23 protein-coding genes and 1 tRNA gene are annotated in these 25,274 nt (G+C 71.4%); 13 read left to right on the forward strand and 11 right to left on the reverse strand.

Going from position 1 to position 25,274, the window contains the following annotated elements:
• Position 1: 1 nt before the first annotated feature.
• Genes HJG52_RS03535 through HJG52_RS03555 form a run of 5 tightly spaced genes read right to left on the reverse strand, consistent with a single transcriptional unit; the run spans position 2 to position 5,588 of the window.
• Positions 2-349 (reverse strand): MOSC domain-containing protein, encoded by a 348-nt coding sequence (locus HJG52_RS03535; RefSeq protein ID WP_171242146.1) that lies wholly within the window; start codon positions 347-349, stop codon positions 2-4.
• A complete protein-coding gene (phaZ, locus tag HJG52_RS03540) occupies positions 346-1,167 on the reverse strand; it encodes a poly(3-hydroxyalkanoate) depolymerase (RefSeq protein ID WP_171242147.1) in 822 nt (273 codons plus the stop codon). Before phaZ ends, HJG52_RS03535 begins: the two co-directional genes overlap by 4 nt.
• The gene (locus HJG52_RS03545; protein ID WP_171242148.1) at positions 1,164-2,366 is read right to left on the reverse strand and encodes an acyl-CoA dehydrogenase family protein; all 1,203 of its coding nucleotides are present in this window, start codon (positions 2,364-2,366) and stop codon (positions 1,164-1,166) included. The genes phaZ and HJG52_RS03545 overlap by 4 nt, the downstream gene beginning before the upstream one ends.
• Positions 2,367-2,379: 13 nt before the next feature.
• Positions 2,380-4,077, reverse strand: a complete 1,698-nt coding sequence (locus tag HJG52_RS03550; RefSeq protein WP_171242149.1) for a PHA/PHB synthase family protein — start codon at positions 4,075-4,077, stop codon at positions 2,380-2,382.
• Between the two features lie 2 nt (positions 4,078-4,079).
• A complete protein-coding gene (locus tag HJG52_RS03555) occupies positions 4,080-5,588 on the reverse strand; it encodes a long-chain-fatty-acid--CoA ligase (RefSeq protein WP_171242150.1) in 1,509 nt (502 codons plus the stop codon).
• A gap of 136 nt (positions 5,589-5,724) precedes the next feature.
• On the opposite strand from HJG52_RS03555, the gene HJG52_RS03560 reads away from it, so the two are divergent.
• Positions 5,725-6,894, forward strand: a complete 1,170-nt coding sequence (locus HJG52_RS03560) for an RsbRD N-terminal domain-containing protein (protein ID WP_171242151.1) — start codon at positions 5,725-5,727, stop codon at positions 6,892-6,894.
• An 88-nt stretch (positions 6,895-6,982) separates the two neighbouring features.
• Entirely contained in the window at positions 6,983-7,372 is a 390-nt protein-coding gene (locus tag HJG52_RS03565; protein ID WP_171242152.1) for a DUF488 domain-containing protein, read from the forward strand.
• Positions 7,373-7,384: 12 nt separating this feature from the next.
• Here the strand turns inward: HJG52_RS03565 and HJG52_RS03570 are convergent.
• The 4 genes from HJG52_RS03570 to HJG52_RS03585 all read right to left on the reverse strand — a co-directional run bounded on the left by HJG52_RS03570 (position 7,385) and on the right by HJG52_RS03585 (position 9,853).
• Positions 7,385-7,461, reverse strand: a tRNA-Val gene (locus HJG52_RS03570).
• A gap of 60 nt (positions 7,462-7,521) precedes the next feature.
• Complete coding sequence (locus HJG52_RS03575) at positions 7,522-7,971, reverse strand: TIGR02611 family protein (protein ID WP_346767549.1); 450 nt, start codon at positions 7,969-7,971, stop codon at positions 7,522-7,524.
• Positions 7,968-8,816: an aminotransferase class IV gene (locus tag HJG52_RS03580; RefSeq protein ID WP_171242153.1), complete on the reverse strand. Its 849-nt coding sequence runs from the start codon at positions 8,814-8,816 to the stop codon at positions 7,968-7,970. Before HJG52_RS03580 ends, HJG52_RS03575 begins: the two co-directional genes overlap by 4 nt.
• On the reverse strand, positions 8,813-9,853 hold the full coding sequence (locus HJG52_RS03585) for a chorismate-binding protein (RefSeq protein ID WP_171242154.1): 1,041 nt from the start codon (positions 9,851-9,853) through the stop codon (positions 8,813-8,815). The genes HJG52_RS03580 and HJG52_RS03585 overlap by 4 nt, the downstream gene beginning before the upstream one ends.
• A gap of 33 nt (positions 9,854-9,886) precedes the next feature.
• Here HJG52_RS03585 and HJG52_RS03590 point away from each other — a divergent pair, with 33 nt between their 5' ends.
• From HJG52_RS03590 to HJG52_RS03610, 5 genes are all read left to right on the forward strand, one after another.
• Positions 9,887-11,032, forward strand: a complete 1,146-nt coding sequence (locus HJG52_RS03590) for a CapA family protein (protein ID WP_171242155.1) — start codon at positions 9,887-9,889, stop codon at positions 11,030-11,032.
• A gap of 94 nt (positions 11,033-11,126) precedes the next feature.
• Complete coding sequence (locus tag HJG52_RS03595) at positions 11,127-12,284, forward strand: LLM class flavin-dependent oxidoreductase (RefSeq protein WP_171242156.1); 1,158 nt, start codon at positions 11,127-11,129, stop codon at positions 12,282-12,284.
• Positions 12,281-12,931 carry an FMN reductase gene (locus HJG52_RS03600; protein WP_171242157.1) on the forward strand — a complete coding sequence of 217 codons (651 nt, stop codon included), beginning with the start codon at positions 12,281-12,283 and terminating at the stop codon, positions 12,929-12,931. The genes HJG52_RS03595 and HJG52_RS03600 overlap by 4 nt, the downstream gene beginning before the upstream one ends.
• 183 nt (positions 12,932-13,114) lie before the next feature.
• A complete protein-coding gene (locus tag HJG52_RS03605; RefSeq protein ID WP_171242158.1) occupies positions 13,115-13,543 on the forward strand; it encodes an OsmC family protein in 429 nt (142 codons plus the stop codon).
• 37 nt (positions 13,544-13,580) lie between these two features.
• On the forward strand, positions 13,581-14,747 hold the full coding sequence (locus HJG52_RS03610; RefSeq protein ID WP_171242159.1) for a DUF5005 domain-containing protein: 1,167 nt from the start codon (positions 13,581-13,583) through the stop codon (positions 14,745-14,747).
• Between the two features lie 24 nt (positions 14,748-14,771).
• On the opposite strand, the gene HJG52_RS03615 is transcribed toward HJG52_RS03610, so the two are convergent.
• Complete coding sequence (locus HJG52_RS03615) at positions 14,772-15,941, reverse strand: acyl-CoA dehydrogenase family protein (protein WP_171242160.1); 1,170 nt, start codon at positions 15,939-15,941, stop codon at positions 14,772-14,774.
• Between the two features lie 4 nt (positions 15,942-15,945).
• Positions 15,946-16,371, reverse strand: coding sequence for a hypothetical protein (locus HJG52_RS03620; protein ID WP_171242161.1), 426 nt, complete (start codon positions 16,369-16,371; stop codon positions 15,946-15,948).
• Between the two features lie 116 nt (positions 16,372-16,487).
• Here HJG52_RS03620 and HJG52_RS03625 point away from each other — a divergent pair, with 116 nt between their 5' ends.
• The 6 genes from HJG52_RS03625 (at position 16,488) to helR (ending at position 25,273) form a co-directional block, all read left to right on the forward strand.
• Positions 16,488-17,462 carry a GlxA family transcriptional regulator gene (locus HJG52_RS03625; RefSeq protein ID WP_171242162.1) on the forward strand — a complete coding sequence of 325 codons (975 nt, stop codon included), beginning with the start codon at positions 16,488-16,490 and terminating at the stop codon, positions 17,460-17,462.
• A 117-nt stretch (positions 17,463-17,579) separates the two neighbouring features.
• The gene (locus HJG52_RS03630) at positions 17,580-18,872 is read left to right on the forward strand and encodes an MFS transporter (protein WP_171242163.1); all 1,293 of its coding nucleotides are present in this window, start codon (positions 17,580-17,582) and stop codon (positions 18,870-18,872) included.
• Complete coding sequence (locus HJG52_RS03635; RefSeq protein WP_171242164.1) at positions 18,869-20,260, forward strand: FAD-binding oxidoreductase; 1,392 nt, start codon at positions 18,869-18,871, stop codon at positions 20,258-20,260. Before HJG52_RS03630 ends, HJG52_RS03635 begins: the two co-directional genes overlap by 4 nt.
• A 31-nt stretch (positions 20,261-20,291) precedes the next feature.
• The gene (locus HJG52_RS03640; protein ID WP_171242165.1) at positions 20,292-22,013 is read left to right on the forward strand and encodes a helix-turn-helix domain-containing protein; all 1,722 of its coding nucleotides are present in this window, start codon (positions 20,292-20,294) and stop codon (positions 22,011-22,013) included.
• 139 nt (positions 22,014-22,152) lie between these two features.
• On the forward strand, positions 22,153-22,986 hold the full coding sequence (locus HJG52_RS03645) for an alpha/beta fold hydrolase (protein WP_171242166.1): 834 nt from the start codon (positions 22,153-22,155) through the stop codon (positions 22,984-22,986).
• A gap of 103 nt (positions 22,987-23,089) precedes the next feature.
• Entirely contained in the window at positions 23,090-25,273 is a 2,184-nt protein-coding gene (gene helR, locus HJG52_RS03650; RefSeq protein ID WP_171242167.1) for an RNA polymerase recycling motor ATPase HelR, read from the forward strand.
• Position 25,274 lies beyond the last annotated feature (1 nt).

The following is a 25,274-nucleotide window of genomic DNA, read 5'->3' on the forward strand; positions in this document are numbered from 1 at the left end:
GTCACCCGGGTTCTCGGACGGTGACCACGTCACCCACGCGCACGGTCCCGCCGCGGCCCACCGCGGCATACACACCCGGGCAGGTGCCCGCGGTGCCGGTGACCGCCAGCTCGACCTCGCCCACCTCGATGACGCCGTCGATCGCCGCGGCCAGCTCCTCGGCGGTGAGGCCGACGACGAAGTTGGCACGCGCCCCGCTGGTGTCCTCGTGCGACAGCACCATGACCGGCGCCTTCTTCGGCCGGTCACCGGCCAGGCCCGCCTCGCCGACCTCGACGGCGGTGAGGTCCTGCCCGGGCTCGCCGTGCGTGGGGTAGACGTGGATCGACTGGACGCGCGCAGTGCTCACCGGCTCATTCTGGCACCCAGGAAGGCGGCGACCTTGGGCGCCAGCAGGTCGGCGCGGGTGACGAGGGCGAGGTGGCCGTCGTCGTAGAGCTCGACCCGGGCGCGCGGGATGAGGCGCCCCAGGATGCGTGCGTTGGCGACGGGGATGAGGGGGTCGTCGCGACCGGCGAGGACGAGCGTCGGCTGTCGCAGCAGTGGCAGGAAGGGCAGGCTCGTCCAACCCGCGCCCGCAAGCAGCTGAAGGAGGTAGCCCCGGCGGCTGCCCACCCGTGACCGGTCGTGCAGGAGGTGCCGCACCGCGGTCGGGTCGTCCCGCAGCGAGCCGCCGTAGAGCAGGCCGCCGACCTGCTCGGCGAACTCCGGGTCGCGGTAGCGCCGAGGGGTCGCCATCGTCCACAGCACACGCGGACCGGCGGGCACCATGAGCGACCCCGTTCCGGTCGCCACGAGGACGAGACGTCGCACCCGGCGCGGGTACTGCAGGGCGAGCTGCTGGGCCAGTCCCCCACCCCACGAGATGCCGAGCACGTCGAAGGTCTCATGGCCGAGCTGGCTCATCAGCTGGGTGACCAGTCGCGCCAGGGTCACGAACCGGTAAGGGGTCGCCGGGTCAGGTGAGCCACCCACCCCCGGCACGTCGAAGCGCACCACCTCGATCTGCGGGTCCAGGGCGTCGACAAAGGGGTCGAGGAGCTCCAGGCTCGCGCCGATCCCGTTGCACAGCAACAGCGGTGGACCTGACCCGGTGCCGGGGCGCACCGACACCCGCAGGCGCTGGCCGTGGACGGTGACGGTGCGAACGACAGGGACACCGCTCACACGAACGCACCCACACCCGTGATGTCACGGCCCACGATGAGCGTCTGGATCGTCTCCGTGCCCTCGTAGGTGTGCAGCGCCTCCATGTCGGCCATGTGCCGCATCACGTGGAAGTCGAGCAGGATCCCGTTGCCGCCCAACAGGTCTCGCCCCTCCGCAATGACCTCGCGGGCGCGACGTGTGTTGTTCATCTTGGCGAGGGCGGCGATCGTGTCGGTGAGCGCACCCTCCTCGATGAGGCGGCCGAGGCGCAGGCAGTAGAGCTGCATCGAGCACACCTCGGCCAGCATCTTCACGAGCCGCTCCTGCACGATCTGGAAGGAGACGAGCGGCTTGCCGAACTGCTCCCGCGTGGAGCAGTAGTCCATGGCGATGTCGTAGGCCGCGGTGGCGTGTCCCAGCGCCCCCCAGGCGACCGCGTTGCGCGTACCCGCGAGGACGCGCGCCGTGTCGGCGAACGAGTTCGCGCCGGGCAGCCGGTCGGTCTCCGCGACGCGTACGCCGGAGAGCGTCAGCTGCGCCTGCCACACCGACCGCAACGAGCCCTTGCCGTCGATCCGCTCGGCCGTGAACCCCTCCGAGGCCGGGTCGACCAGGAAGCCCTTGACCTTCTTGTCCTCGTCGTCACGGGCCCACAGCACGACGACGTCGGCGATGCTGCCGTTGCCGATCCACTTCTTGACGCCGTCGATCACCCACTCGTCGCCCTCGCGCCGGGCCGTGGTCTCGAGCGAGACCGAGTCCGACCCGTGGGTCGGCTCGGTGAGCGCGAACGCCCCGAAGGCCTCGACCTTCGCGAGCGCCGGCAGCCAGCGCTGCTTCTGCTCCTCCGAACCGAGCATCGCGATCGACTGCATCGCCAGCCCGGCCTGCACGCCGAGGAAGGTGCCGAGGCTGCCGTCGCCCCGGTTGAGCTCCATGTGGACGAGGCCGGTCGCGATGGGGCTCATCGACGGGCAGCCGTAGCCTTCGATGCCGTCGCCGACGAGTCCCAGCTCACCGAGCCGCCGGACCAGGTCACGGGGGAACCCGGCGCGCTCCCAGTAGTCGGCGATGACGGGCAGGACCTCGTCGTCGACGAACCGGCGGGCGGTGTTCCAGTAGCCGAGCTCCTCGTCGGTGAGCTGGTCGGCGATCCGGAAGAAGTCGGTGCCGCGCGAGCGGCCCAGGTGCGGGAACGGTGCGGTGCGGTCGGTCATGACGTGCTCGCTTTCAGTGGTCGAAGACATAGGTGCCGGGTGCCTCCGCGAGGGGCTGCAACCGGGTGGAGCCGAGCTTCTTCGGCGCGCGCTTGCGCCCGCCGCTGCGTTCGTCGAGCCAGGCCGACACGTCCGCCCACCAGGTGCCCTCGTGCAGCGTCGCGTCGCGCAGCCAGGCCTTGGCGTCGGGCCCCTGGTCGTCGTTCGTGTGGAAGCTCGAGCGCGGGTTGCCGGGCGGGTTGACCAGGGCGGCGATGTGACCGCTCGTCGAGAGCACGAACCGGCTCTTGCCACCGAGCAGCTGCGTCGTGCGGTAGCAGTTCTGCCACGGCGTGATGTGGTCGGCGATCCCGGCGACGATGTAGGCATCGACGGTGATCGCGCCGAGGTCGATCGGCTGTCCCAGCACCGTGAGCGCACCGGGCTTGGTGAGCTTGTTCTCCATCGCCAGGTCGACGAAGTCGGCGTGCAGCCCGGCCGCCATCCGCGTGGTGTCGGCGTTCCAGAAGAGGATGTCGAAGGCCGGCGGCCGCTTGCCCAGCAGGTAGTTGTTGACCCAGTAGTTCCACACCAGGTCACTCGGCCGCAGCCACGCGAACACCTCCGCGAGCGCCCTGCCGTCGAGGTAGCCCGCGCGCGCCGACTTCGCCTTGGCCTTCTGCGCCAGGTCGGCGTCCATGAGCGCCGACAGCGTCCCGGCGTCCGCGTTGTCGATGACGGTGACCGCGAGGAGCAGGCCGGCGAGCCGGTCCTGGCGGCCGATGCCCGCAAGGTATGCCGCGGTGATCGTTGCGAGGATCCCTCCCGAACAGATGCCCCCGAGCATCGAGGCGGTGCTGCCGCTCACTTCCTCGACGGCGTCGAGGGCGTCGAGGATGGCCCGCACGTAGGTGTCGAAGTCCCACTCGGCGTGCCGGGCGTCGGGGTTGCGCCACGACATGACGAACGTCGTCCGTCCCTGCCCCACGGCATACTCCACGAGGCTCCGACCGGGGGCCAGGTCGATCGCGTAGAACTTGTTGATCGTCGGCGGCACGATCAGCAGCGGGATCTCGTTGACCTCCTTGGTCGTCGGCGCGTACTGGATCAGCTCGAAGACCTCGGTGCGCAGCACCACGGCCCCCTCGCTCGCGGCGATGTTCTCCCCCACCTCGAAGGACGAGGTGTCGACCATCTCGGGGATGCGGGGCGCCGAGGCCAGGTCCTTGACGAGCTGGCTGCCGCCGCGCAGGAGGCTGAGTCCTGCGGTGTCGACGACCGTCTTGGCCGACTCGGGGTTGACGAGCGGCACGTTGCTCGGTGACGCGGCCTCGACGACGTTCTCGAGGAGGAACTTCACCCGCTGACGGTCGCGGTCGGACAGGTCGGAGTTCGCGACGAGCTGCTCGACGGTGCGCCCGCTGGCGAGGTAGAGCTGGAGCAGCCGGTGGAGCACCGGGTTGTCCGACCAGGCCGCGTCGGCGAAGCGCCGGTCGCGCTTGTCCGGCGCCAGCGGGGAGGCCCCGGCGACGATCCGGCCGGACTCCACACCGAGCTCGACCAGCCGGGTGGCCGTCTGCCGTGGGTGGCGCAGCAGCGACAGCGCCCAGCGGGCGGTCGAGCCGTCCGGCGCGAACCGGCGGGCCGGCCCGATGGCCGCCTGCACGAGCAGGTGGTCGAGGGCGACGGAGACGTTGGCCGTCTCGTCGGGGGCGTGCGTCGTGGCAGTCATCGTCAGGCCTCCGCACCGGTCGTGGGCGGCACGATCTCGCGCTTGAGGATCTTGCCGGTGGCGCCCTTGGGCAGCTCGTCGACGAACCACACCAGCCGCGGATACTTGTAGGCCGCGACCTGGCCCTTGACGTAGTCGCGCAGCTCGTCCTCGGTCACCGTCGACCCGGGACGCAGTGCCACGGCGGCGGCGACCTCCTCGCCCAGCGTCGGGTGCGGCACGCCGATCACGGCGGCCTCGGCGACCTGCGGGTGCTCGTAGAGGACCTCCTCGATCTCGCGCGGGTAGACGTTGAAGCCGCCACGGATGACGAGGTCCTTGAGCCGGTCAACGATGTAGAAGTAGCCGTCGTCGTCGACCCGGCCCATGTCGCCGGTGCGGAACCAGCCGTCGTCGGACAGCACCGCAGCGGTCTCGGTGGGCTTGTTCCAGTAGCCCTTCATGACGTTGTGACCACGGATCGCCACCTCCCCGACGGCGCCGGTCTCGACCGGCTCACCGTCGGCGTCGACGATCCGCATCTCGACCCCCGTCACCGGCAGGCCGATCGACCCGGCCCGCCGCTCGCGGTCCGGGAGGTTGAACGACGCCACCGGCGAGGTCTCCGACAGGCCGTAACCCTCCAGCACGACCGTGTCGAACCGCTCCTCGAACCGGTGCAGCACCTCGACCGGCATCGCCGCGCCACCGGAGACGCACACCCGCAGCCCGGGCAGCGACGGTGCGTCGTCACCCAGACCCAGCAACGCGGCATACATCGTCGGCACACCGGCGAAGACGGTGGCACCCTGATCGGCGAGCAGGCTCGCCGCGGCGCGGGCGTCGAAGCGCGGCAGCAACAGCAGCCGGGCACCCGCCGCCATCGCGGTGTTGAGCGTGCAGGTCTGCCCGAACGCGTGGAAGAGCGGGAGGCCGCCGAAGATCGCGTCGTCGGCCGCGAGCTGGATGAGGTCGGACTGGGTGATGCGCACGTTGTTCACGAGGTTCGCGTGCGTGAGCTCGGCGCCCTTGGGCCGGCCGGTCGTGCCGGAGGTGTAGAGCAGGACTGCGGTGTCGTCCTCGGCGCGCTCGACCACGACGGTGGCCGGGGTCTGCTCGGACAGCAGCGCCGGCAGCGTCTCCGGCTCGGCCACAACGACCTCGACACCGTCGACCTGGGCCGCACCCTCCTCGACCTCGGACCGACTCATCGGCCCGGTCACGATGACGCGCGCGCCCGAGTCGCCGAGGTAGTAGGCGACCTCGCGCGCCTTGAGCAGCGGGTTCATCGGAACGACGACGGCGCCGAGGCGCAGGATGCCGTAGTAGGCGACCGGGAAGTCGGGGGTGTTGGGGAGCATGAGTCCGACGCGGTCCCCGGGTGCGACGCCCAGCCCGGCGAGCAAGCCGGCGAAGCGGGCGCTGGCGTCGTCGAGCTGGCCGTAGGTCGTGTCGCCCGCGCCGTGCAGGTGCAGGGCGACCCGCTCGGGCTGGGCAGCGGCGGTGCTGGTGAAGAGGCTGGCGAGGTTCATGGATGGCTCCTGGCGGCTCGGGTGAGGTTCCCCTCCAGAGTCCGCCCACACGGCATACCGGGTCATCGTCCGCGAGCACCGACTTGGACCGCCATCGGTTGTGCCGCGGCACAACGCCCCGCGATAGCGTGTTCCCGTGCCCGAGGTTGCGCCGGAGGTCAGGGACCTGAGCCGTCGGTTGCTGCCCGACGCGACCCGGCTCGGCCACCGCATGGCCGAGCGGATCCTCGCCGAGATCCCCCTCTACGCCGCCGGGGACGCCGTCAGCCTCGAGGACCTCTACGCCTCGTGCGCGGACAACATGCGGTACGTGCTCGGCGAGCTGGCCGGCGAGCCGTCGGTCACCCTCGAGGCCCCCCGAGCCACGGGGGCCGCGCGAGCCGAGGCGAGCGTGCCGTATGCCGCGGTGCTCACGGCCTTTCGCATCGGCGGCCGTTTCGTGTGGGAGCTGTTGGTGGAACAGGCGTCGCCGGAGGCGCACGACGCGCTGCTGCGGGCCGCGGCCGACATCTGGTCGGTGAGCGACGACCTCGCCACCCACGTGACCGACGCCTACCGGGCGACCAGCGCCGAACGGGCGCGGCGCGATGCCCAGCTGCGCGCCGCCATCGTCGGCACCGTCCTCGACGGCGAGGTGACCGCCGACGCCGACCTCTGGGCGACCGCGGCAGCACTGCCGTTCGACCGGGACGGCCGGTTCGTCGTGGTCACGGCCCTGTGCCGGCCACCCGGCACCGAGGCGCTGCCCGGGGCGGAACGGGTGCTGGCCGGGCGCGGTCTGGACTCGGCGTGGCGGATGGAGCACGACCACCAGGACGGGGTGGTGGCGCTGCGCCGCGACGCCGACGAGGCCCTGCTGGTCGAGCTGCTGGCTCCCCTGGCCATGGGGCGCGTCGGTGTCAGCGCGCCGTTCGACGGGCTCGACCATGCCCCTGCTGCGCGCCGACAGGCTGGAATCGCCTGTGGCGCAGCACCTTCCGGTGTCACCCGTTACGACGCGGGGGCGCTGGACCTGGTGCTCGCCAGCACCCCCGAGCAGTCGGCCGTGTTCGCCCGTGCCGTCCTCGACGGGGTCTTGCGGCTGCCGTCCGACGACCGCGAGGTGCTGCTCTCGACAGCCCGGGCGTGGATCGACGCCGACGGCTCGACCGCCACGGCCGCCGAGCGGCTGCACGTGCACCGCAACACGGTGCGCTACCGGCTGGGCAGGATCCAGGACCTGACCGGCCGCGATGTCGCCCGTCCGAGCCAGCTCACGGAGCTCGACGTGGCGTTGCGGGCAGCCCGCATGCTCGACCTGGGTTAGGAGGCGGCGATCGCATCAGACGCTGACTGGTGTCCGCCGAGACTTCGCCGACGTGCCTGGCGGGTCTTGGGCGCGCATGATGAGTCCCATGACGACGAGGTATGTCGTGCAGGTGCGGCGGGCGTACGACCCGGCCGAGAAGTCAGACGGCCAGCGGGTCCTGGTCGACCGGCTCTGGCCGCGCGGGGTGAGCAAGGAGAAGGCGGATCTCACCGAGTGGCTGAAGAACGTGTCGCCGTCGACCGAGCTGCGCAAGTGGTACGAGCACGACCCGGCGAAATGGCCCGAGTTCCAGAAGCGGTACCGGGCAGAGCTGCAGGACCCCGAGCGTGCTCAGGCGCTCGACCAGCTGCGGGCGATGGCCGCCAAGGGTCCGCTCACCCTCATCACGGCGTCCAAGGCCGCTGACATCAGCGAGGCTGCCGTGCTCCGCGACGTCCTCGACGGGACGTCCGGGCCAACCGGGTCGACCGGCTGAGGAGGGAACCTGTGGTGGACGTGAAGGGACTCGAACCCCTGGCCTCTCGCGTGTGAAGCGAACGCTCTAACCAACTGAGCTACACGTCCAGCTGCCCTTGCGGGCCTGCCGAAGAATAGCCGGACCCGCGCCCGGACACGAAATCCGGGTCAGCGGGCGAGGCCCGGCAGTTGCACGAGACGGTCCTCGGCGAAGTCGGGGAACCACGTGGGCACACCGCTCACGGCGAAGAGCGCCCAGAAGACCGCGAGCACGAGGGCCAGCGTGGCCAGGCCGACGAGGCCCTTGACCCACAGCGGCTTGGGCTCGAGCCAGTCGGTCCAGTCCTTGAGCCTCGCCTTGCCCCAGTGGAGCAGGCGCTCGGCCGGTTCGAACTCCGAGGCGAGGATCGCGATGCCCGCGAACACGATGAGCCAGCCGGGTCCTGGCAGCGGCACCAGCGCCAGCCCACCGATCGTGACGACGAAACCCAGGACGATGACGGCGACGCGGTACACCGGGTACATCGTGGGGTGCTCGCGGATCTTGCGCCGCCACGCCCAGTCGTCGTCCTGGGAGCGGTCCTTGGCCTCCGTATTGGCCTTGTCCGCCTGGGTCACGGATCCATCCGCTCCGCCGAGAACCGCGCGAAAACCTCGGCGGCCCGCTTCGTCACCGGCCCCACCTCGAGCGCCCGGTCGTCCACCGCATGGATGCCCAGCACGTCCTTGGTCGAGCTCGTGATGAACACCTCGTCGGCCTCACGCAGCACCTCGACCGGCAGGGTCTGCTCGCGCACGTCCATGCCGTCCTCGCGGCACCACTCGACGACGACCTCGCGGGTGATGCCGGCGAGGCACCCCGACTCCAGTGGCGGCGTCAGCAGCACCCCGCCGGAGACGACGAAGATGTTGGACCCGGTGCACTCGCACAGCTCGCCGCGGGTGTTGGCGAAGACCGCCTCGATCGCCCCGCGCTCCTTGGCGTAGGCCAGCGCGACGACGTTCTCGGCATACGACGTCGTCTTGAGCCCGGCCACCGCGGACCGTTCGTTGCGCACCCACGGCACCACGGCGACCGACGCGCTCTGCGGCGGTCGCGGCTGGGCGGCGGCGGTGACGATGTAGGTCAGCGGGCTGTCGTCGCGGTCCGACCCCAGCGGCCCGGCCCCACCGGTCACGGAGTAGCGCAACCGCCCGAACTCGATCTGCGGACCGGCCTCGAGGACCGCCTTGGCGCCCTCGGCGATGTAGTCGTGGTCGGCCGCCGGCAGCCCGAGCCCGGACAGCGTCCGGTCGAGCCGGCGCGCGTGGCGCGTGGCGGCGAACACCTGCCCCCGGTCGATCTTGGCCGTCTCGAACGCGCCGTCACCCACGGTAACGCCGTGGTCGAGCGCCGCGATCGACGGCTCGTCCACCCCGGTCAGCCGACCGTTGACCCACACTCTCGGCTCGTTGTCGCTCATGTCTCCACCCTTCCAGATGCCAGTCCGACGAGACGTCCGGATTTCACCTGAGTCTCCCCCCATTCCTGCTCGGGGTCCGACCCCCAGGTGATGCCGGCGCCCGTGCCGAAGCGCAGCCACCGGCGGCCGCTCGCGTCCTTCTCTGCCCAGAACGTGCGGATGCCCACGGCGAGTTCCGCGCGCCCGTCGTCGGCGTCGATCCAGCCGATCGCGCCGCAGTAGGGTCCTCGCGGCACGGGTTCGAGGTCCGAGATCGCTTGTAGCGCAGTGTGTTTCGGCGCACCAGAGACCGACCCTGGAGGAAACGTCGCCGCCATGATCTCCGGCCAGTCGACGCCGGGACGCAGCTCCCCGACCACATCCGACACGAGGTGCACCAGCCCGGGATGCCGCTCGATCCCGCACAGCCGGTCGACCCGCACCGTCCCCTCGCGGCACACGTGCGACAGGTCGTTGCGGACGAGGTCGACGATCATGACGTTCTCCGCATAGTCCTTGGGCAGCATCGTCTCCGGGCTGCTCGCCGTCCCCTTGATGGGCCGCGACTCGAGGCGGTTGCCGGCGCGCAGCAGGTACGCCTCCGGACTCGCCGACACCACGTCGAGCCCGGCTTCGGGCACGTGGATCCGGCCGGCGTGGGGCGCCGGGTTGCCGGCCCCCAGGAGGGCGGCGAGGCCGTCGAGGTCCGCATCGTCGGTCAGCTCGTGGCTCAGGACCCGGCAGAGGTTCACCTGATACACGGTGCCGGCGGCGATGCGCCGCCGGACCTCCCGGACGCCGTCGAGGTATGCCGCGTGGTCCAGGCTCGTGCCCCACTCCCCTTCCAGCGGCGACCACTTCGGTGAGGGAGCGCCCGGCGCCGCCTCCGCGGCATACCGGTCGACCGTCCGGAAGCGCACGGCGGTGACGGCGCCCTCGAAGGTGACGACGACGGCCCAGAAGCCACCGGGCAGGTCGGCGAGGTCGTGGCGCACCTCGACCGGGTCGGTGGCGAGCAGTGACCCGAACCGCGCGTGCCCACGGACTGACGCCTCCACGGCCGCGATCCTAGGCCGACATAGACTCCGCGCATGCGCCACACGGGTCCCGTCGTCCTCGCGGCGCTGGTCCTCCTCGCGGGCTGCTCGGGCGGCGACAGCGTTGGCAGTGCGCCGCCGAGCGCCACCTCGCGGCCAACCACCCAGGCAGCCGCCCCGTCCCCGACCGCACCGGCGACCACGACCGCGGCCACGACGACTGCGCCGCCAAGCGACCCCGGCACGCTGACGATGGCGTTCGCGGGCGACATCCACTTCGAGGACTACCTCGCGCCGCTGGCCCGCGACCCGGAAGGGCTGGCCGAGCTGAGGTCGACCCTGGGCGCCGCTGACCTGTCCATGGCCAACCTTGAGACGGCGATCACGCAGCGGGGCACGAAGATCGGCAAGGAGTTCCACTTCCGTGCGCCAGCGTCAGCACTCGAGACGGTCAAGGGTGCCGGCATCGACGCGGTGAGCATGGCCAACAACCATGGCGTCGACTACGGGCCCGTGGGGCTGCAGGACACCCTCGCGGCCAAGAAGACCAGCCCGATCCCGATCGTCGGGATCGGCGCCGACGAGGACGAGGCGTTCGCGCCGGCGGTGCTCGAGGCCAAAGGCCTCGAGGTCGCGGTGTTCGGGGCCGACCAGGTCTGGGAGATGACGTTGGCGCGCTACGCGGCCGGCCCCGGCAAGGGCGGGGTCGCGTCGAGCACGCCATCGACCCGGATCGCCGCGGCGGTGCGCGCAGCGGCCGCGAAGTACGACCTCGTCGTCGTGTTCCTGCACTGGGGCACCGACTACCAGAAGTGTCCCGACGCCCTGTCGACCCAGACCGCGCAGGCACTCGAGGCGGCCGGCGCGGACATCATCGTCGGCGGGCACTCCCACCGGGTCAACGGCGCCGGCTGGCTTGGGCGCGCCTACGTCGACTATGGCCTCGGCAACTTCGTCTGGTGGCGCAGCAAGGAGCCCGACTCCCGCTCCGGCGTCCTCACCCTGTCGGTCGATGTGAAGGCCGCGAAGGCCGCTCAGCGACCGGCAGCCGGTGTCGTCACGAAAGCTCGGTGGACGCCCATGCTCATCGGCACGGACGGCATACCCCGCGTGCCCGGTGCGGCCGACAGCGCACGCCTGCTCGGCCTCTGGAACGACGCCCGGCCCTGCACCGGGCTCGCCGCGAAGCCCGCGGAATAGTCCACGCCCCACCCCGGTTAAGGTAGTTGAAATCGCAACGACCTAGGGAGGTCGGAGCGGACCACCACCAGGGAACGCGAGGAGCGCGAGCACCATGCAGTTCGGAATCTTCACCGTCGGGGACGTCACCCAGGACCCCACCACCGGCAGGACCCCCAGCGAGAACGAGCGGATCAAGAACATGGTCGAGCTCGCCATCCACGCCGACCAGCTCGGCCTCGACGTGGTCGCCGTCGGTGAGCACCACAACCCGCCGTTCGCCGCGCCGGCCAACCCGCCGGTGCTGCTCGGCAACATCGCCGCCCAGACCAAGAACATCATCCTGTCGACCGCGACGACCCTCATCACCACGAACGACCCGGTGCGCCTCGCCGAGGACTACGCCTACGTGCAGCACCTCGCCGACGGCAGGGTCGACCTCATGCTCGGTCGCGGCAACACCGGCCCGGTCTACCCGTGGTTCGGCAAGGACATCCGCGAGGGCATCCCGCTGGCGATCGAGAACTACGCGCTGCTGCGCCGCCTGTGGACCGAGGACAACGTCACCTGGTCGGGCAAGTTCCGCAGCCCGCTCCAGTCGTTCACCTCGACGCCGCGCCCGCTCGACGGTGTCGCGCCGTTCGTGTGGCACGGGTCGATCCGCAGCCCCGAGATCGCCGAGCAGGCGGCCTACTACGGCGACGGCTTCTTCCACAACAACATCTTCTGGCCGATGAGCCACACCAAGCAGATGGTGCAGCTCTACCGGCGTCGCTTCGAGCACTACGGCCACGGCCGGGCCGACCAGGCCATCGTCGGCCTCGGTGGTCAGGTGTTCATGCGGGCGAACAGCCAGGACGCGGTGCGTGAGTTCCGCCCCTACTTCGACAACGCACCCGTCTACGGCCACGGCCCGTCGCTGGAGGACTTCAGCCGGGAGACCCCGCTCACCGTGGGCTCGCCCCAGCAGGTGATCGAGCGGTATGCCGCGATGGCGGACGACGTGGGCGACTACCAGCGCCAGCTCTTCCTCATCGACCACGCGGGCCTGCCGCAGAAGACGGTCCTCGAGCAGCTCGAGATCCTCGGCACCCAGGTCGTGCCGGAGCTTCGCAAGATCGCCGCGGCGCGCAAGCCCGAGCACGTGCCCGACGCCCCGACCCACGCCTCGCGTGTGGCGGCGGCCGGCGGCGCCCGTGACCTCACCGTCCACGGCGTCGACGACGTCACCGGACTCACGGCGGAGAAGGACACCAAGGAGGCAGTGCGATGACCAACGGCAGCAACGACGTTCGTCGCATCGTCGTCATCCAGGCTGGCACCGGCCAGCCGTCGTCGACCAGGCTCCTGGCCGACCGGCTGGCCGGGGCCACCCGGGATGCCGCCCTCGAGCGGGGCGTCGACAGCACGGTCGAGGTCATCGACCTGCGCGACCACGCGCAGGCCCTGGCCGGCGCGGTGCTGACCGGGTTCGCCACGGGTGCGCTGCGTGAGGCGCTCGACTCCGTCGCCTCGGCGGACGCGGTCATCGCCGTGACACCGATCTACCAGGCGTCCTACAGCGGCCTGTTCAAGTCGTTCATCGACGTGCTCGACGAGGGCGCGCTGCGTGGCACCCCGGTGCTGATGGGCGCGACGGCCGGCACCGCTCGGCACTCGCTCGTCCTCGAGCACGCCATGCGTCCCCTGTTCGCCTACCTCAAGGCAGTCACCGTTCCGACCGCAGTGTTCGCGGCTTCGGAGGACTGGGGCGCCATCGGCGGCACCGGTGACTCCGGCGCGAGCTCCGGGCTGGACCGGCGCATCACCGTCGCCGCCTCCGAGCTCGCCGACCTCGTGGCCGGCCGAGCCGGCACCCGGAACCGCACCGACGACTTCACCGTCCCGGCCGGTTTCGAGGAGCTGCTGCGCGGCGCCTAGACCGAGGTCGAGTGCCTGAGCCCGACCCCTGGGTAGTTCTCAGGCACTCGACTCGGAATCCCTGTGGTGGGGAAGGCGGGCCCGTCGGGTGATCCCGGCGGGCCCGTCGGCTGCCCGGTTGCCACGCGGCGGCATACCGGTGAAAGTGGTTTGCGCCCCAGCCACCCACCCAAGGAGCCCCACATGGCCACCACCCGCACCGCCAACGCCCACTGGGAAGGCTCCCTCATGGAGGGCAGCGGCGAGGTCACCCTCGCGTCGTCCGGGATCGGCACGTATGCCGTGTCGTGGCCGTCGCGGGCCGAGGAGCCGAACGGGAAGACCAGCCCGGAGGAGCTCATCGCCGCGGCGCACTCGACCTGCTTCTCGATGGCGCTCTCGCACGGGCTCGCGCAGGCCGGCACTCCCCCGACGTCGATCGACACCACGGCTGAGGTGACGTTCCAGCCCGGCACCGGCATCACGGGAATCGCCTTGTCCACCAAGGGTTCCGTGCCCGGCATCACGGCCGAGCAGTTCGAGGCGGCTGCCAACGAGGCCAAGGAGAACTGCCCTGTCAGCCAGGCCCTCAAGTCCGTCCCCATGACCCTGAAGGTGTCCTTCGACGGCTGACGCCTTGCCCTGACCCCACGGACCCTACGATGGGCGCATGCTGCGCGCCGGGCCACGCCTCGCCGGTGTCGCGGCATCGCTCGTGCTCGTCGCGGCACTGGCCGCGTGCTCGGGTGGTGACGGCGCCCCGACGGCGAGCCCGACGACGGCATACCCGCGCCTGACGCCCACCTGCCCGGCACCCGCCGGAACCGCACCGCCACCGGTGACCGTGGCCGAGCTCAACCGGGTCGTGGCCGGGCTGGACCTGCCGCTGTGGCAGGCCGGCGACATCGGCGCCAGCGCGCGGCTGCCCGACCAGCGGATCGTGTGGGTGTTCGGCGACACGGTGCGGTCCTCACGGGTCTTCCCGCGGGTGGTGGCCAACTCCATGCTCGTGAGCTCCGGCCTCTGCGCGTCGCAGGTCGAGACCCGTGACCACGGTCCGGTCATCCCCGACCGTGCCGACGGCGTCGTCCACTGGCCGATGTCGGTGGGCGTCGTCAAGGACGGCAACCAGACGGGGCTGCTCGTGGTGTCGGGACGCATCCGTCGGGGAACCGGCGGGCCCTTCGACTTCACCTACCTGGGAAGCACCGCAACGGTTTTCGCGCTCCCGGCTGGCGGCGGCACCAGGGCTCCGGAGCTTGCCTACCAGCTCGACCTCACGCCCGACTCGACGGACGGCGCCCAGGTCAATTGGGGCTCGGCCATGACCGTGCAGGACGGCTGGATCTACCTCTACGGCACCCGTCTGCCGACCCGGACGTCGTACGGGCGAGCCCTCTATGTGGCACGAGCTCCCGAGGCCCAGGCGCGTGACCGGAACACCTGGCGGTTCTGGGACGGCCGTGCCTGGGTCCCCGACTACGCGCAGGCTCGCGAGATCCTGCCCGCGCGCGGCGGGGTCTCGCAGACCCTGTCCGTCGATGCGGTCAATGGCCGGTTCGTCATCGTCAGCAAGCGCGACGGCGACCTCGGTGACACCGTCTACGCCTGGACCTCGACGTCGCCCACGGGACCGTGGACCGCGACGCGGGGTGTCCGGGCAGCCTTCGAGGACGGAGAGGGCGCTCTCCAGTACGCGCCCCTGGCGCACCCGTCGATCGAGCTCGAGGATGGCAAGCTGCTCATCTCGATCTCCCGCAACACGACCGACTTCGCGCGCCTGCTGTCGCAGCCGACCCTCGGCCGCCCCGTCTTCGCCGAGATCGACCGGCCCTGAACCTGTTTCCCGCGGCGGGACCGCTCAGCGGAAGGCGTCGAGCCCGGTCAACGCCTTGCCGATGACGAGCTGGTGCACCTCGGTCGTGCCCTCGTAGGTGAGCACCGACTCGAGGTTGTTGGCGTGCCGCATCACGGGGTACTCCCCGGTGATGCCCGCTGCACCGAGGATGGTGCGGCACTCGCGGGCGATCGCGATGGCCTCACGCACGTTGTTGAGCTTGCCGAGGCTGACCTGCTGGGCCGTGATGGTGCCGGCATCCTTGCGTCGCCCGAGGTGCAGGGCCAGCAGCATCGCCTTGCCGAGCTCGACCGTCATGTCGGCCAGCTTGAGCTGCGTCGCCTGGAACCCACCCAACGGGCGGTCGAAGATCTCGCGCGACCCGGCATACGCGATCGCCGTCTCGAGGCTGTCGCGGGCCGCGCCCACGGATCCGAAGACGATGCCGAAGCGGGCTTCGGTGAGGCACGACAACGGCCCCGACAGGCCTTGGGCGCCCGGCAGCACCGCGTCGGCCGGCAGGCGCACGTCGTCGAGGACGAGCTCGGCCGTCACCGATGCCCGCAGCGACAGCTTGCGTTTGATCTCGGGGGCCGAAAAGCCTTTGCTGTCCGTGGGAACGACGAACCCGCGGATGCCGTCGTCGGTCTGCGCCCACACGACGGCCACATCGGCCACCGACCCGTTGGTGATCCACATCTTGGTGCCGTTCAGCACCCAGTCGTCGCCGTCGCGGCGCGCCCGGGTGCGCATGCCGGCCGGGTTCGAGCCGAAGTCCGGCTCGGTGAGGCCGAAGCACCCGATCGCCTCACCGGCGGCCATGGCCGGCAGCCACTGCTCCTTCTGCTCCTGTGAACCGTGGGCGTAGATCGCGTACATCGCCAGGGAGCCCTGCACCGACACGAGTGAGCGGATGCCGGAGTCGCCCGCCTCGAGCTCCATGCAGACGAGGCCGTATGCCGTCGCGCTCGTGCCGGCGGTGCCATACCCGTGCAGGTGCATGCCGAGCACCCCCAGCGAGCCGAGCTCCTTGGCCAGCTCGCGCGCCGGGATGCTGCCCGCCTCGAACCAGCCCGCGATCTCCGGGCGCACCCGGTCGTCGACCCACCGCCTGACCGTGTCGCGGATGGCGCGGTCGTCCTCGTCGATGAGGTCGTCGGTGGCGAACAGCTCGAGCGGCGTCTGCGTGGGCATGCACCTAGCCTCCCAGAACGGCTCCGTGGTGGGTCTCGTGGTGGGAGTACTCGTCGTACCGCAGCAGCATCACGCCGATCATGGCTGGCACCATGACGACGTGCTGGACGACGAAACCAGTTGCGGTGCTGAAGGTTCCGGCTGCGACGAAGAGAGCGGCAACGGCGCTGGGGACCACCATCGACGCCGCCATCTCGGCGTTCTGGGCTGCGGTGTGACCGCGCAGCAGCATCCACAGCACCATCGGCACGGTCATGTTCACGCCCATGAGGGCGACCCGCAGCCAGCCCGGCTGCCCCATGAGGCTGCTGCCGGCGACCGAGAAGAGGAACGCTGCGAGGGCGCTGAAGACGCCCATGCCGATCGCCATCACCAACAGCATCTCGAAGACGTGGAGGACGAAGGTGCGAATCCCGTGGTGGTTGGTCATGCAGGCGAGGGTCGGCCGGGCGCGCGCCGGAGGGCAATGGTTCGGCTGGGGTCGTGGCCGAAATGCTGGGGATCTCGTCCTTCCGGCCTCGCCCTCACGCCCCTAGTCTCGACTCCATGCAGACCCACGACGTCGTGGTCGTCGCCTATGACGGCTCGGAGCTGCTCGACATCGCGTCGGTGACCTCCACGCTTGACCTCGCGACCCGCCTGGACGCCCACCCGGCATACCGCGTCATCGTGGCGAGCGTCGCGGGCGGTGACGTGCGCTGCGACTCGGGCGTGCGGCTGCGCGCCCACGCCCGGCTCAGTGCCGTGCAGCACGCCGACACGCTCGTCGTCAGCGGCGGCCTGGGCCACGTGCGGGCGGCTGAGGACAAGGCCCTGCTGCGTCACCTCCGCCGGCTTGGCGAGGGGGCGAGACGAGTGGGCTCGGTCTGCACGGGGGCCACGGTGCTCGCGGCCACCGGCCTGCTCGACGGTCGCCGGGCGACGACCCACTGGTGGTATGCCGCGGACCTGGCCCAGCGCTTCCCCGCCGTCGACGTCGACGCGGCGCCGATCTTCGTGCGCGACGGGAAGATCGCCACGGCGGGCGGTGTCACGTCGTCGCTCGACCTCACGCTGGCATTCGTGGAAGAGGACCACGGCGCCGAGCTGGCGCGGCGGGTGTCGATGGGCCTGGTGACCTACCTCCAGCGGCCCGGCAACCAGGCCCAGATGAGCATGTTCACCCGCGCGCGCCGGCCCGACCACGTCGTGCTTCGCCAGGTGATGGACCACGCGGTGGCCGACCCCGGTGGAGACCTGCGCACGACGACGGTGGCCGCGCAGGTCGGGGTGAGCGTGCGCCAGCTGACCCGCCTGTTCCACGACCACCTGGGTGAGTCACCGGCGGCAGCGATCCGGCGGGTCCGGCTCGAGGTGGCCGCGAGCCTGTTGACGACCACGGACCTCACGCTGTCGCAGGTGGCAGCCAGGTGCGGGTTCAGCTCGGCCGAGACGCTGCGCCAGGCGTTCGTCACGCGGTATGGCGTCAGCCCGCGCAGCTTTCGCCGGACGCACACCAGCGCCCGACCCGCGTGGACCTGACCTCCACCCACGGCCAGAGAGTGCGGAGAGAACGTCCATCCCGGCCGGGGTGAGCGCGGCCTACCGTCGCAGCACCGGGCGGCAGCGCCGCCGCCACCAAGCCCAGGAGTGTTCGCGATGGCCCTGTCCGAGATCCCCACCCCCCTGCCAACTCCGTCGCCGACCCAGGCCGAGCCGGCCACCCCGACCCGCGGCCTGCGACGGATGTCGGTCGGCCTGCTGCTCGTGTACGTGGCCATCCTCGCGATCAACTCCGGCGGCAACGGGATCCTGCTGCCCAACCTCGTGGCAGCCCTCGACCAGGCTCACAAGGTCGGCAACCTGGCCTTCGTGACCACGGTCGCGTTCGCCGCCACCATCATCGCCCAGCCGCTCGCCGGCGCGCTGTCGGACGCCACACGGTCCCGCTTCGGACGACGCACGCCCTGGATGGTGGGTGGCGCTCTACTCGCCGGCGGGGTGCTCATCGGCCTGCCCCTGGCCAGCTCGATCGTCACCGTCGCGCTGATCTGGCTCGTCGTCCAGGTCGGTGTCAACGCCCTGCAGGCGGCGGCCACCGCACTCGTGCCAGACCGCTACCCCGCGAACCGGCGTGGCGCGGTCTCCTCGATGATCGGGGTCGGCATCACCATCGGGAACGCCGTGGGGGCACTCGTGGCCGGCACCACCGCGGACCGGGGCATTCTGCCCTACACCGTCCTGGGTGTTCTCGTGATCGTGGTGACCCTGGGGTTCGTGCTGCTCAACCGCGACAGCCCCAGCACCGGCCTCCAGCGCGAGACGCTCACGCCGCGGTCGTTCCTTCGCGGCTTCTGGGTGGACCCGCGCCAGCACCCGGACTTCGCGTGGGCGTTCGGGTCGCGGTTCCTCATGGTGATCGGCTTCTACGGTGCCCAGACCTACGGCCTGTACATCCTGCGCGACTACATCGGACTGGGGGACGCCGAGTCCAACACCTTCGCAGCCACGATGGGCATGGTCCTGCTCGTCGGCGTCCTGATCTCGGCCGTCGGCAGCGGCTGGCTCTCCGACCGGGTCGGTCGCCGCAAGCCGTTCATTGTGTGGTCGTCGGTGCTCATGTCGGTCGCCCTCGCGATCCCGCTCTTCGTGCCCACCACGACCGGCGTGCTGGCCTACGCGTTCCTCCTGGGCCTCGGGTTCGGCGTCTACATCTCCATCGACCTCGCCCTCATGACCGAGGTGCTGCCCGCCCGGCTGCGCGGCGCCAGCAGCGCCGGGCGCGACCTGGCCATCCTCGGCCTGGCCACCACCGTCCCGCAGGCCCTGAGCCCCTCCATCGCGGCCGGGCTCGTCACGCTGACCGGCGGCTACCCCGTCCTGTTCGTCTCCGGAATCGTCTTCGTGATGCTCGGCGCCCTGGCGATCCGTCCGGTGAAGAGCGTGCGATGACCCAGGCCGTGTCGGTCAGGACGGCCGCCGACTCGCTGATCGCGGCCTTGCCCGACGGGGTGGTGCTGACCGCCGCCGAGTCGATCGAGCGTTACCGCCACGACGAGGCCGAGTGGGCACCCAGCGGTCGGCCCCTGGCCGTCGTGCGCCCCGCGACCGCTGACCAGGTGGCGACCGTCGTGCGCTGGTGCATCGAGCACGACGTGCCGCTCGTGCCGCGCGGTGCCGGCACCGGCCTGTCGGGCGGCGCGAACGCGATCGAGGGCTGCGTCGTCGTCAGCCTCGAACGCATGACCACGATCGTGCGGATCGACCCCGTCGAGCGGCTGGCGGTCGTCCAGCCCGGGGTGGTGAACGACCACCTGCGCGCCGCGGTGGCCGAGCAGGGCCTCTGGTACCCACCGGACCCCGCCAGCTCACCCTGGTCGACCATCGGCGGCAACGTGGCCACCAACGCCGGCGGTGTCTGCTGCGTGAAGTACGGCGTGACCGGTGACTACGTGCTCGCTCTCGAGGTCGTCACCGGATCCGGCGACGTCGTGCGGCTCGGCACCCCCACCGCCAAGGGCGTCGCAGGCTACGACCTCGCCGGGCTGCTCACCGGGTCGGAGGGCACCTTGGGGGTGGTCACCGAGGTGACCGTGCGGCTTCGTCCGGCGCGGGCGCCGGAGCACACGGTCGTCGGGTTCTTCGGCTCGCTCGTCGCTGCCGGGGAGGCGGTCGCCGCCGTCGCCCGCTCGGGCGTCGTCCCCTCCGCCCTGGAGCTGCTGGACCGCTACTGCCTCGACGCGGTCAACGAGTGGAAACAGCTCGGCATCGAGGCTGACTGCGAGGCGATCCTGCTCGCCCGCGTCGACGCGCCGGGTGACGCCGGGGTCCAGGAGGCGGCGCGGGTCCAGGGCTGCTTCGAGCAGGCCGGGGCCTCGTATGCCGCGCGGTCCGACGACGAGGCCGAGTCCGACGCGATGTTCGCGGCCCGCCGCCTGGCCTACCCTGCGCTGGAGCGGCTCGGGCCCGTGCTCACCGAGGACGTGTGCGTCCCCGTGACCCAGGTACCGCACATGCTCGCCCGCATCCAAGCCATCGGCGCGGAGCACGACGTCCTCGTCGCCAACATCGCCCACGCGGCGGACGGCAACCTCCACCCCCTGCTGGTCACCCCGCCCGGTGACGAGGCGGCGCGCAGTCGCGCGCAAGCAGCCTTCGCCGAGATCATCACCGCGGCCCTCGACTGCGGGGGTACGGTCACCGGCGAGCACGGGGTCGGGCTGCTCAAGCGCGACGGGCTCGCGGCGGAGATCTCGCCAGCCGTCGCAGACCTGCACCGCGCGGTCCGCCGCGCCCTCGACCCGCACGGGATCCTCAACCCGGGCAAGGTCATCGCGTGATCGAGGCCCCCAGCGGGGTGACAATGGCGGGATGAGCGTCGAAACAGGGAGGGACGGCGCGCGTCCGGACTCGTGGGAGGAGCTGCGGCGCCGCGCCGACGAGCTGGCCGTCCTCAACGACCTCGCCCGCCGGCTGGCCGCGCTCCACGACACCCGTGAGGTGCTCGACGAGGTTGCCCGGCAGGCCCGGCGGCTGCTGGCCGTCGACGTCGCCTACATCATGCTGCTGCACGAGGACCGGCTCCGGATCGACGTGGTCGACGGGTCCATGGGGTCGGTGCTACGGGGCATCGAGCTGGCGCCCGGCGAGGGGCTCGGCGGCGAGGTCCTCCGCACCGGCCGGCCATGGTGGAGCGAGAGCTACCTCGACGACACCCGGTTCCCGCGCCGCGACGTCATCGCCTCCGCGGCCGCCAGCGAGCAGCTCGGCGGCATCCTCGGGGTTCCGCTGGTGGTCGGAGACGACACTCTCGGGGTCCTGCTCGCCGCCGAGCGCCGCAACCGCCGGTTCACCGACCACGAGACCGAGCTGCTGGCGGGACTGGCGGCGCACGCGGCCCTCGCCCTGCGCACGGCGGACCTGTTCGAGCGCGAGCGGACCGCCGCCGTGGAGCTGCGCGAGTCCAACGCCGCGCTGCGGCACGTGCTCGACCAGCGCCAGCGCGCAGCCGACCTGCGCGACGCCCTTGGCCGAGTCGTCATCGAGGGCACCGGTCTGGGTGCCGTGACGAGCATCCTCGGGGGCGCCACCGGCCGGGCCGTCGAGGTCAGGGACTCCGCCGGTGCGGTGCTCGCCGGCGGCCTCGCTGACCAGGGCGACCAGCCAGGTGCCGTACCCGCCGGCGGCGAGCCAATCGCGGTGCCCGTGACCCTCCCGACCGGCCACGTCGCAGACCTGGTCTGCTCCGCCGGGCCCACCGACGACGGTGAGCTGCTGCGGCTGCTCCAGATTGCTGCCTCATCCGTGGCGGTCGTCATCGCCTCGGAGCGAGCGGTGACCGAGGCTGAGCTGCGATCGCGCGGTGAGTTCGTGCACGCCCTCCTCGGGTCGCGGGCCGACGACGCCAGCCTGACCCGACGGGCCCGCGCGCTCGGCATCGACCCGCACGCCGTCTCCGCGGTCGCCGTCGTCGACCCCGGACGCGGCGACCCGGGGAACGCGGCAACACTGGCCACCCGGATGGCGGGCGAGGTGAGCGGCTGGTCGGGAGAGCACGACGGCCGCTACGTGGTGTTCGCGCCACACATCGAGTCCGCCGACCTGGTCGTCCTGGCGCGCCGGTTGACTGTCGGGGGCGCCGGGGTGACGACGACCGGGGTCGCGGGCGCATCGGGCGGGGTCGCCGGAATCCGCGCGGCCCACAAGGGCGCGACCCAGGCCACGACGGTCCTGCTCGCCCTCGACCGGGATGGCGACTGCGTGGGCACCGAGGAGATAGGCATCTACGGGTCGGTCTTCGGCACGGCTGGCCGCTCCGAGCTGGCCGCGTTCGTCCGCGCCACCGTCGGGCCGCTGCTCGAGCACGACCGCAGCCGGGGTCGCGACCTGGTCCCGACCTTGGAGGCCTACCTCGCCCACGCCCGCCACCACGCCCGTACCTGCGAGGTGCTGCACATCCACGCCAACACGCTCTACCAGCGGCTCGACCGGGTCACCGAGGTGCTCGGGCCGTCGTGGAAGGATCCCGACCGCGCCCTCGACCTCCAGGTGGCCCTGCGCCTGCACCGGCTGATGACCGCCACACGGACGTGACGTACGCGCCACCGAGACACGGCGGCATACGGGCAGGACCTCCACCCACTCAGGGGCGAACCGGAGGGTTCCTCCGTCGGCGCCGAGGCCCGGCGCGGCTAGCGTCGACGCGACAACGAAGGCGCGACGAGAGGAAGCCATGCCGACCTTCCGGACCACGGACGACGTGACGCTCAGCTACACCGACGAGGGCCAGGGCACGCCGGTTGTCCTCGTCCACGGGTACACGGCCCCGGCGACCGCATGGGTCCTCACCGTCGACGAGCTGCTCGCGGCGGGCTACCGGGCCATCACGTTCGACCGGCGCTCACACGGAGAGTCCGAGACGACCATGCACGGGCAGCGCATGGCGCGGCACGGCCGCGACCTTGGTGAGCTGCTCGAGCACCTCGGGCTCGACGACGTGGTCCTCGTCGGGGCCTCCATGGGCGGCAACACGATCTGGGCCTACGTCGACCAGTTCGGACCGGGGCGGGTGCGCGCCGCAGTCGTGGTGGACCAGACCCCGAAGATGCTCAACACCGACGAGTGGCCGTACGGCTTCTACGGGTACGACGCGGACAACGCAGGGACCTACTTCGCCGACGGCGTGCCGCAGACGGGTCGCGGTCGGACCGTTGACCCGATCATGCCGGGCATGGCGCGGATCGTGCAGCGGCTCGGCGCACCACCGGCATTCCGAGACGCCACCGCGCCGGAAACCCTTGCCCTGCTTCAAGACCATGCGCTGGCGGATTGGCGCGACGTGGTGCGCCGCTTCCCCCGGCCGCTGCTCATGATGGCGGCGCGCGACAGCCAGATCTGGTCCTGTGAGCACGCCGACGCAGCCGTGGCGCAGAACCCACAGGGACGGGCGGTCGTGATCGAGGACAGCGGCCACGCGATCACCTTCGACCAGCCGGACCGGTTCCACGAGGTGTTGCTCGACTTCCTCACCGAGGTGTCGGCGACCCCCTCCACTACCAAGGTATAGCGCGGGTGGGGGCTTGCGGCAAGGCCCCGGTGGTACCGCAGAATCTCGGGCCGGAGCGTTTCGCTCTACGCCAAACCCCCTGCGACGAAACGGATGTCACCCCTTGCGCGGACCTCGCGAACCCGAGACCACCACCAGCGCGTTCGACCTTCCCGACTCCCTCACGGCCAAGTCCGACCCGGCCCTCATCGCCGGCGACGAGGAGCAGTTCGCCCGTATCACCCGCTCCCTGAAAGCAACCATCACCCAGCTGACCACCCACCTCGACGACCAGCGCAGGGCGCCGGTCCGGGCCGGCCAGGAGGCGCTCGACCGCGACCTGGACGTCCACCGCGTCACCGCGCGGCTGCGCACCCTGCGACGGTTCGGCCTCGACCTGTGCCTCGGTCGCATGGTCCCCGACGACGGCGCCCTGCCGGTCTACGTCGGACGGCTCGGCCTCAGCGACACCGACGGCGAGCCCCTGCTGGTCGACTGGCGATCACCCGCCGCAGAGCCGTTCTTCGCCGCCACGCACGCCGACCCGATGGGCCTGGCCAGTCGACGGCGCTACCGCTGGCGACTGGGGCGGGTCGTCGACTACTGGGACGAGGCCTTCACCGCAGAGGGCCTGGAGGGCAACGCCGCCCTCGACGACGAGTCGTCCTTCATCGCCAGCCTCGGCGCCAGCCGGTCGCCGCGGATGCGCGACGTGCTCGGCACCATCGCCACCGACCAGGACGCCATCATCCGCGCCAGCTCGCGCGGCCCGCTGGTGGTCGACGGTGGGCCCGGAACCGGCAAGACCGTCGTGGCGCTGCACCGCACGGCATACCTGCTCTATGCCGACCCCCGGCTGGGGCACCGTCGCGGCGGCGTGCTGTTCGTCGGCCCCCACCAGCCGTACCTCAACTACGTCTCCGACGTGCTGCCCAGCCTTGGCGAGGAAGGCGTGCAGACGTGCACGGTCCGCGACCTGGTGCCTGAGGGCGCCGCGGCCGTGCCGGAGGAGGACGCCGCCGTCGCGGCGCTCAAGGCGAACGCCCGCGTGGTCGACATCATCGACGCGGCCGTGCGGTTCTACGAACAGCCGCCGACCGTCGCCCTCGACGTGGCCACCTCCGATGGTGAGGTGCGGCTCGGCCGTGCGGACTGGGAGGCCGCCTTCGCGGCACCTGCGCCCGGTATGCCGCACAACGAGGCACGCGACGAGATCCTCGAGGAGGTCGTCGCCATCGTCGTCGAGCGGTTGTCCGAGGAGGTCGGCGACGATGAGGACGTGTCGGCGGACCGGGTGCGAAAGTCGTTGCAGCGCAACGCGGAGCTGCAGGTCGTCCTCAACGAGGCGTGGCCGCTCATCGAGCCCACCGACCTCGTCGCCGACCTGTGGTCTGTGCCTGCCTACCTGCGGTTGTGCGCACCGTGGCTCGAGGTCGCCGAGGTGCGCCTGATGCAACGACGGGAGGCGCAGGCGTGGACCGACGCCGACCTGCCCTTCCTCGACGCGGCCCGCCACCGCCTCGGTGACCCCGACTCGTCCAGGAGGGCACGCCGTCGCGAGGAGCGCCTCGCCGCCGAGCGCGAGTACCGCTCAGCCGTGGTCGACGACGCGATCGCCGGCGACGACAGCGAGATGCAGCTCATGAAGATGCTCCGCGGCGCCGACCTCCAGAACGCTCTCGACGACGAGTCGGCCGCGCCGGCGACCGACGTCGACCGGCTGGCCGGGCCGTTCGCGCACATCGTCGTCGACGAGGCCCAGGAGCTGACCGATGCCCAATGGCAGATGTTGTTGCTGCGCAACCCTTCTCGCAGCTTCACCATCGTCGGTGACCGCGCGCAGGCCCGACACGGCTTCACCGAGTCGTGGCAGGAGCGGCTCGGCCGGGTTGGCCTCGACCGGGTGCGGGAGTCGTCGCTGTCGATCAACTACCGCACCCCCGCCGAGGTCATGGCCGAGGCCGAACCCGTCATCCGGGCCGCCATCCCCGACGCCAACGTGCCCACGTCGATCCGCGAGAACGGCATACCTGTCATCCACGCCCCCGTGGCCGAGCTCCAGCGGGTCGTCGACGCCTGGCTCGAGGAACACCACGACGGCGAAGGGGTGGCGTGCGTCATCGGCGACCCGACGTTCCAACCGCGGGAGCGGGTCCAGTCGCTCAGCCCGGAACTGGCCAAGGGGCTCGAGTTCGACCTCGTCGTGCTGGTCTCGCCCGAGACCTGGGGCGAGGGAATCGAGGGCGCCGTCGACCGCTACGTTGCGATGACGCGCGCCACCCAACGCCTGGTCATCCTCAGCGGCTGAC

This window comes from Knoellia koreensis (genome assembly GCF_013041615.1).
Taxonomy (GTDB): domain Bacteria; phylum Actinomycetota; class Actinomycetes; order Actinomycetales; family Dermatophilaceae; genus Pedococcus; species Pedococcus koreensis.

Excerpts from the sequence above, each read along its gene's own strand:
- HJG52_RS03545 (WP_171242148.1), bottom strand. The coding sequence starts at position 2,366 with ATGACCGACCGCACCGCACCGTTCCCGCACCTGGGCCGCTCGCGCGGC.
- HJG52_RS03550 (WP_171242149.1), bottom strand. The coding sequence starts at position 4,077 with ATGACTGCCACGACGCACGCCCCCGACGAGACGGCCAACGTCTCCGTC.
- HJG52_RS03555 (WP_171242150.1), bottom strand. The coding sequence starts at position 5,588 with ATGAACCTCGCCAGCCTCTTCACCAGCACCGCCGCTGCCCAGCCCGAG.
- HJG52_RS03565 (WP_171242152.1), top strand. The coding sequence starts at position 6,983 with ATGACGACGAGGTATGTCGTGCAGGTGCGGCGGGCGTACGACCCGGCC.
- HJG52_RS03580 (WP_171242153.1), bottom strand. The coding sequence starts at position 8,816 with ATGAGCGACAACGAGCCGAGAGTGTGGGTCAACGGTCGGCTGACCGGG.
- HJG52_RS03590 (WP_171242155.1), top strand. The coding sequence starts at position 9,887 with ATGCGCCACACGGGTCCCGTCGTCCTCGCGGCGCTGGTCCTCCTCGCG.
- HJG52_RS03595 (WP_171242156.1), top strand. The coding sequence starts at position 11,127 with ATGCAGTTCGGAATCTTCACCGTCGGGGACGTCACCCAGGACCCCACC.
- HJG52_RS03600 (WP_171242157.1), top strand. The coding sequence starts at position 12,281 with ATGACCAACGGCAGCAACGACGTTCGTCGCATCGTCGTCATCCAGGCT.
- HJG52_RS03605 (WP_171242158.1), top strand. The coding sequence starts at position 13,115 with ATGGCCACCACCCGCACCGCCAACGCCCACTGGGAAGGCTCCCTCATG.
- HJG52_RS03610 (WP_171242159.1), top strand. The coding sequence starts at position 13,581 with ATGCTGCGCGCCGGGCCACGCCTCGCCGGTGTCGCGGCATCGCTCGTG.
- HJG52_RS03615 (WP_171242160.1), bottom strand. The coding sequence starts at position 15,941 with ATGCCCACGCAGACGCCGCTCGAGCTGTTCGCCACCGACGACCTCATC.
- HJG52_RS03620 (WP_171242161.1), bottom strand. The coding sequence starts at position 16,371 with ATGACCAACCACCACGGGATTCGCACCTTCGTCCTCCACGTCTTCGAG.
- HJG52_RS03625 (WP_171242162.1), top strand. The coding sequence starts at position 16,488 with ATGCAGACCCACGACGTCGTGGTCGTCGCCTATGACGGCTCGGAGCTG.
- HJG52_RS03630 (WP_171242163.1), top strand. The coding sequence starts at position 17,580 with ATGGCCCTGTCCGAGATCCCCACCCCCCTGCCAACTCCGTCGCCGACC.
- HJG52_RS03635 (WP_171242164.1), top strand. The coding sequence starts at position 18,869 with ATGACCCAGGCCGTGTCGGTCAGGACGGCCGCCGACTCGCTGATCGCG.
- HJG52_RS03640 (WP_171242165.1), top strand. The coding sequence starts at position 20,292 with ATGAGCGTCGAAACAGGGAGGGACGGCGCGCGTCCGGACTCGTGGGAG.
- HJG52_RS03645 (WP_171242166.1), top strand. The coding sequence starts at position 22,153 with ATGCCGACCTTCCGGACCACGGACGACGTGACGCTCAGCTACACCGAC.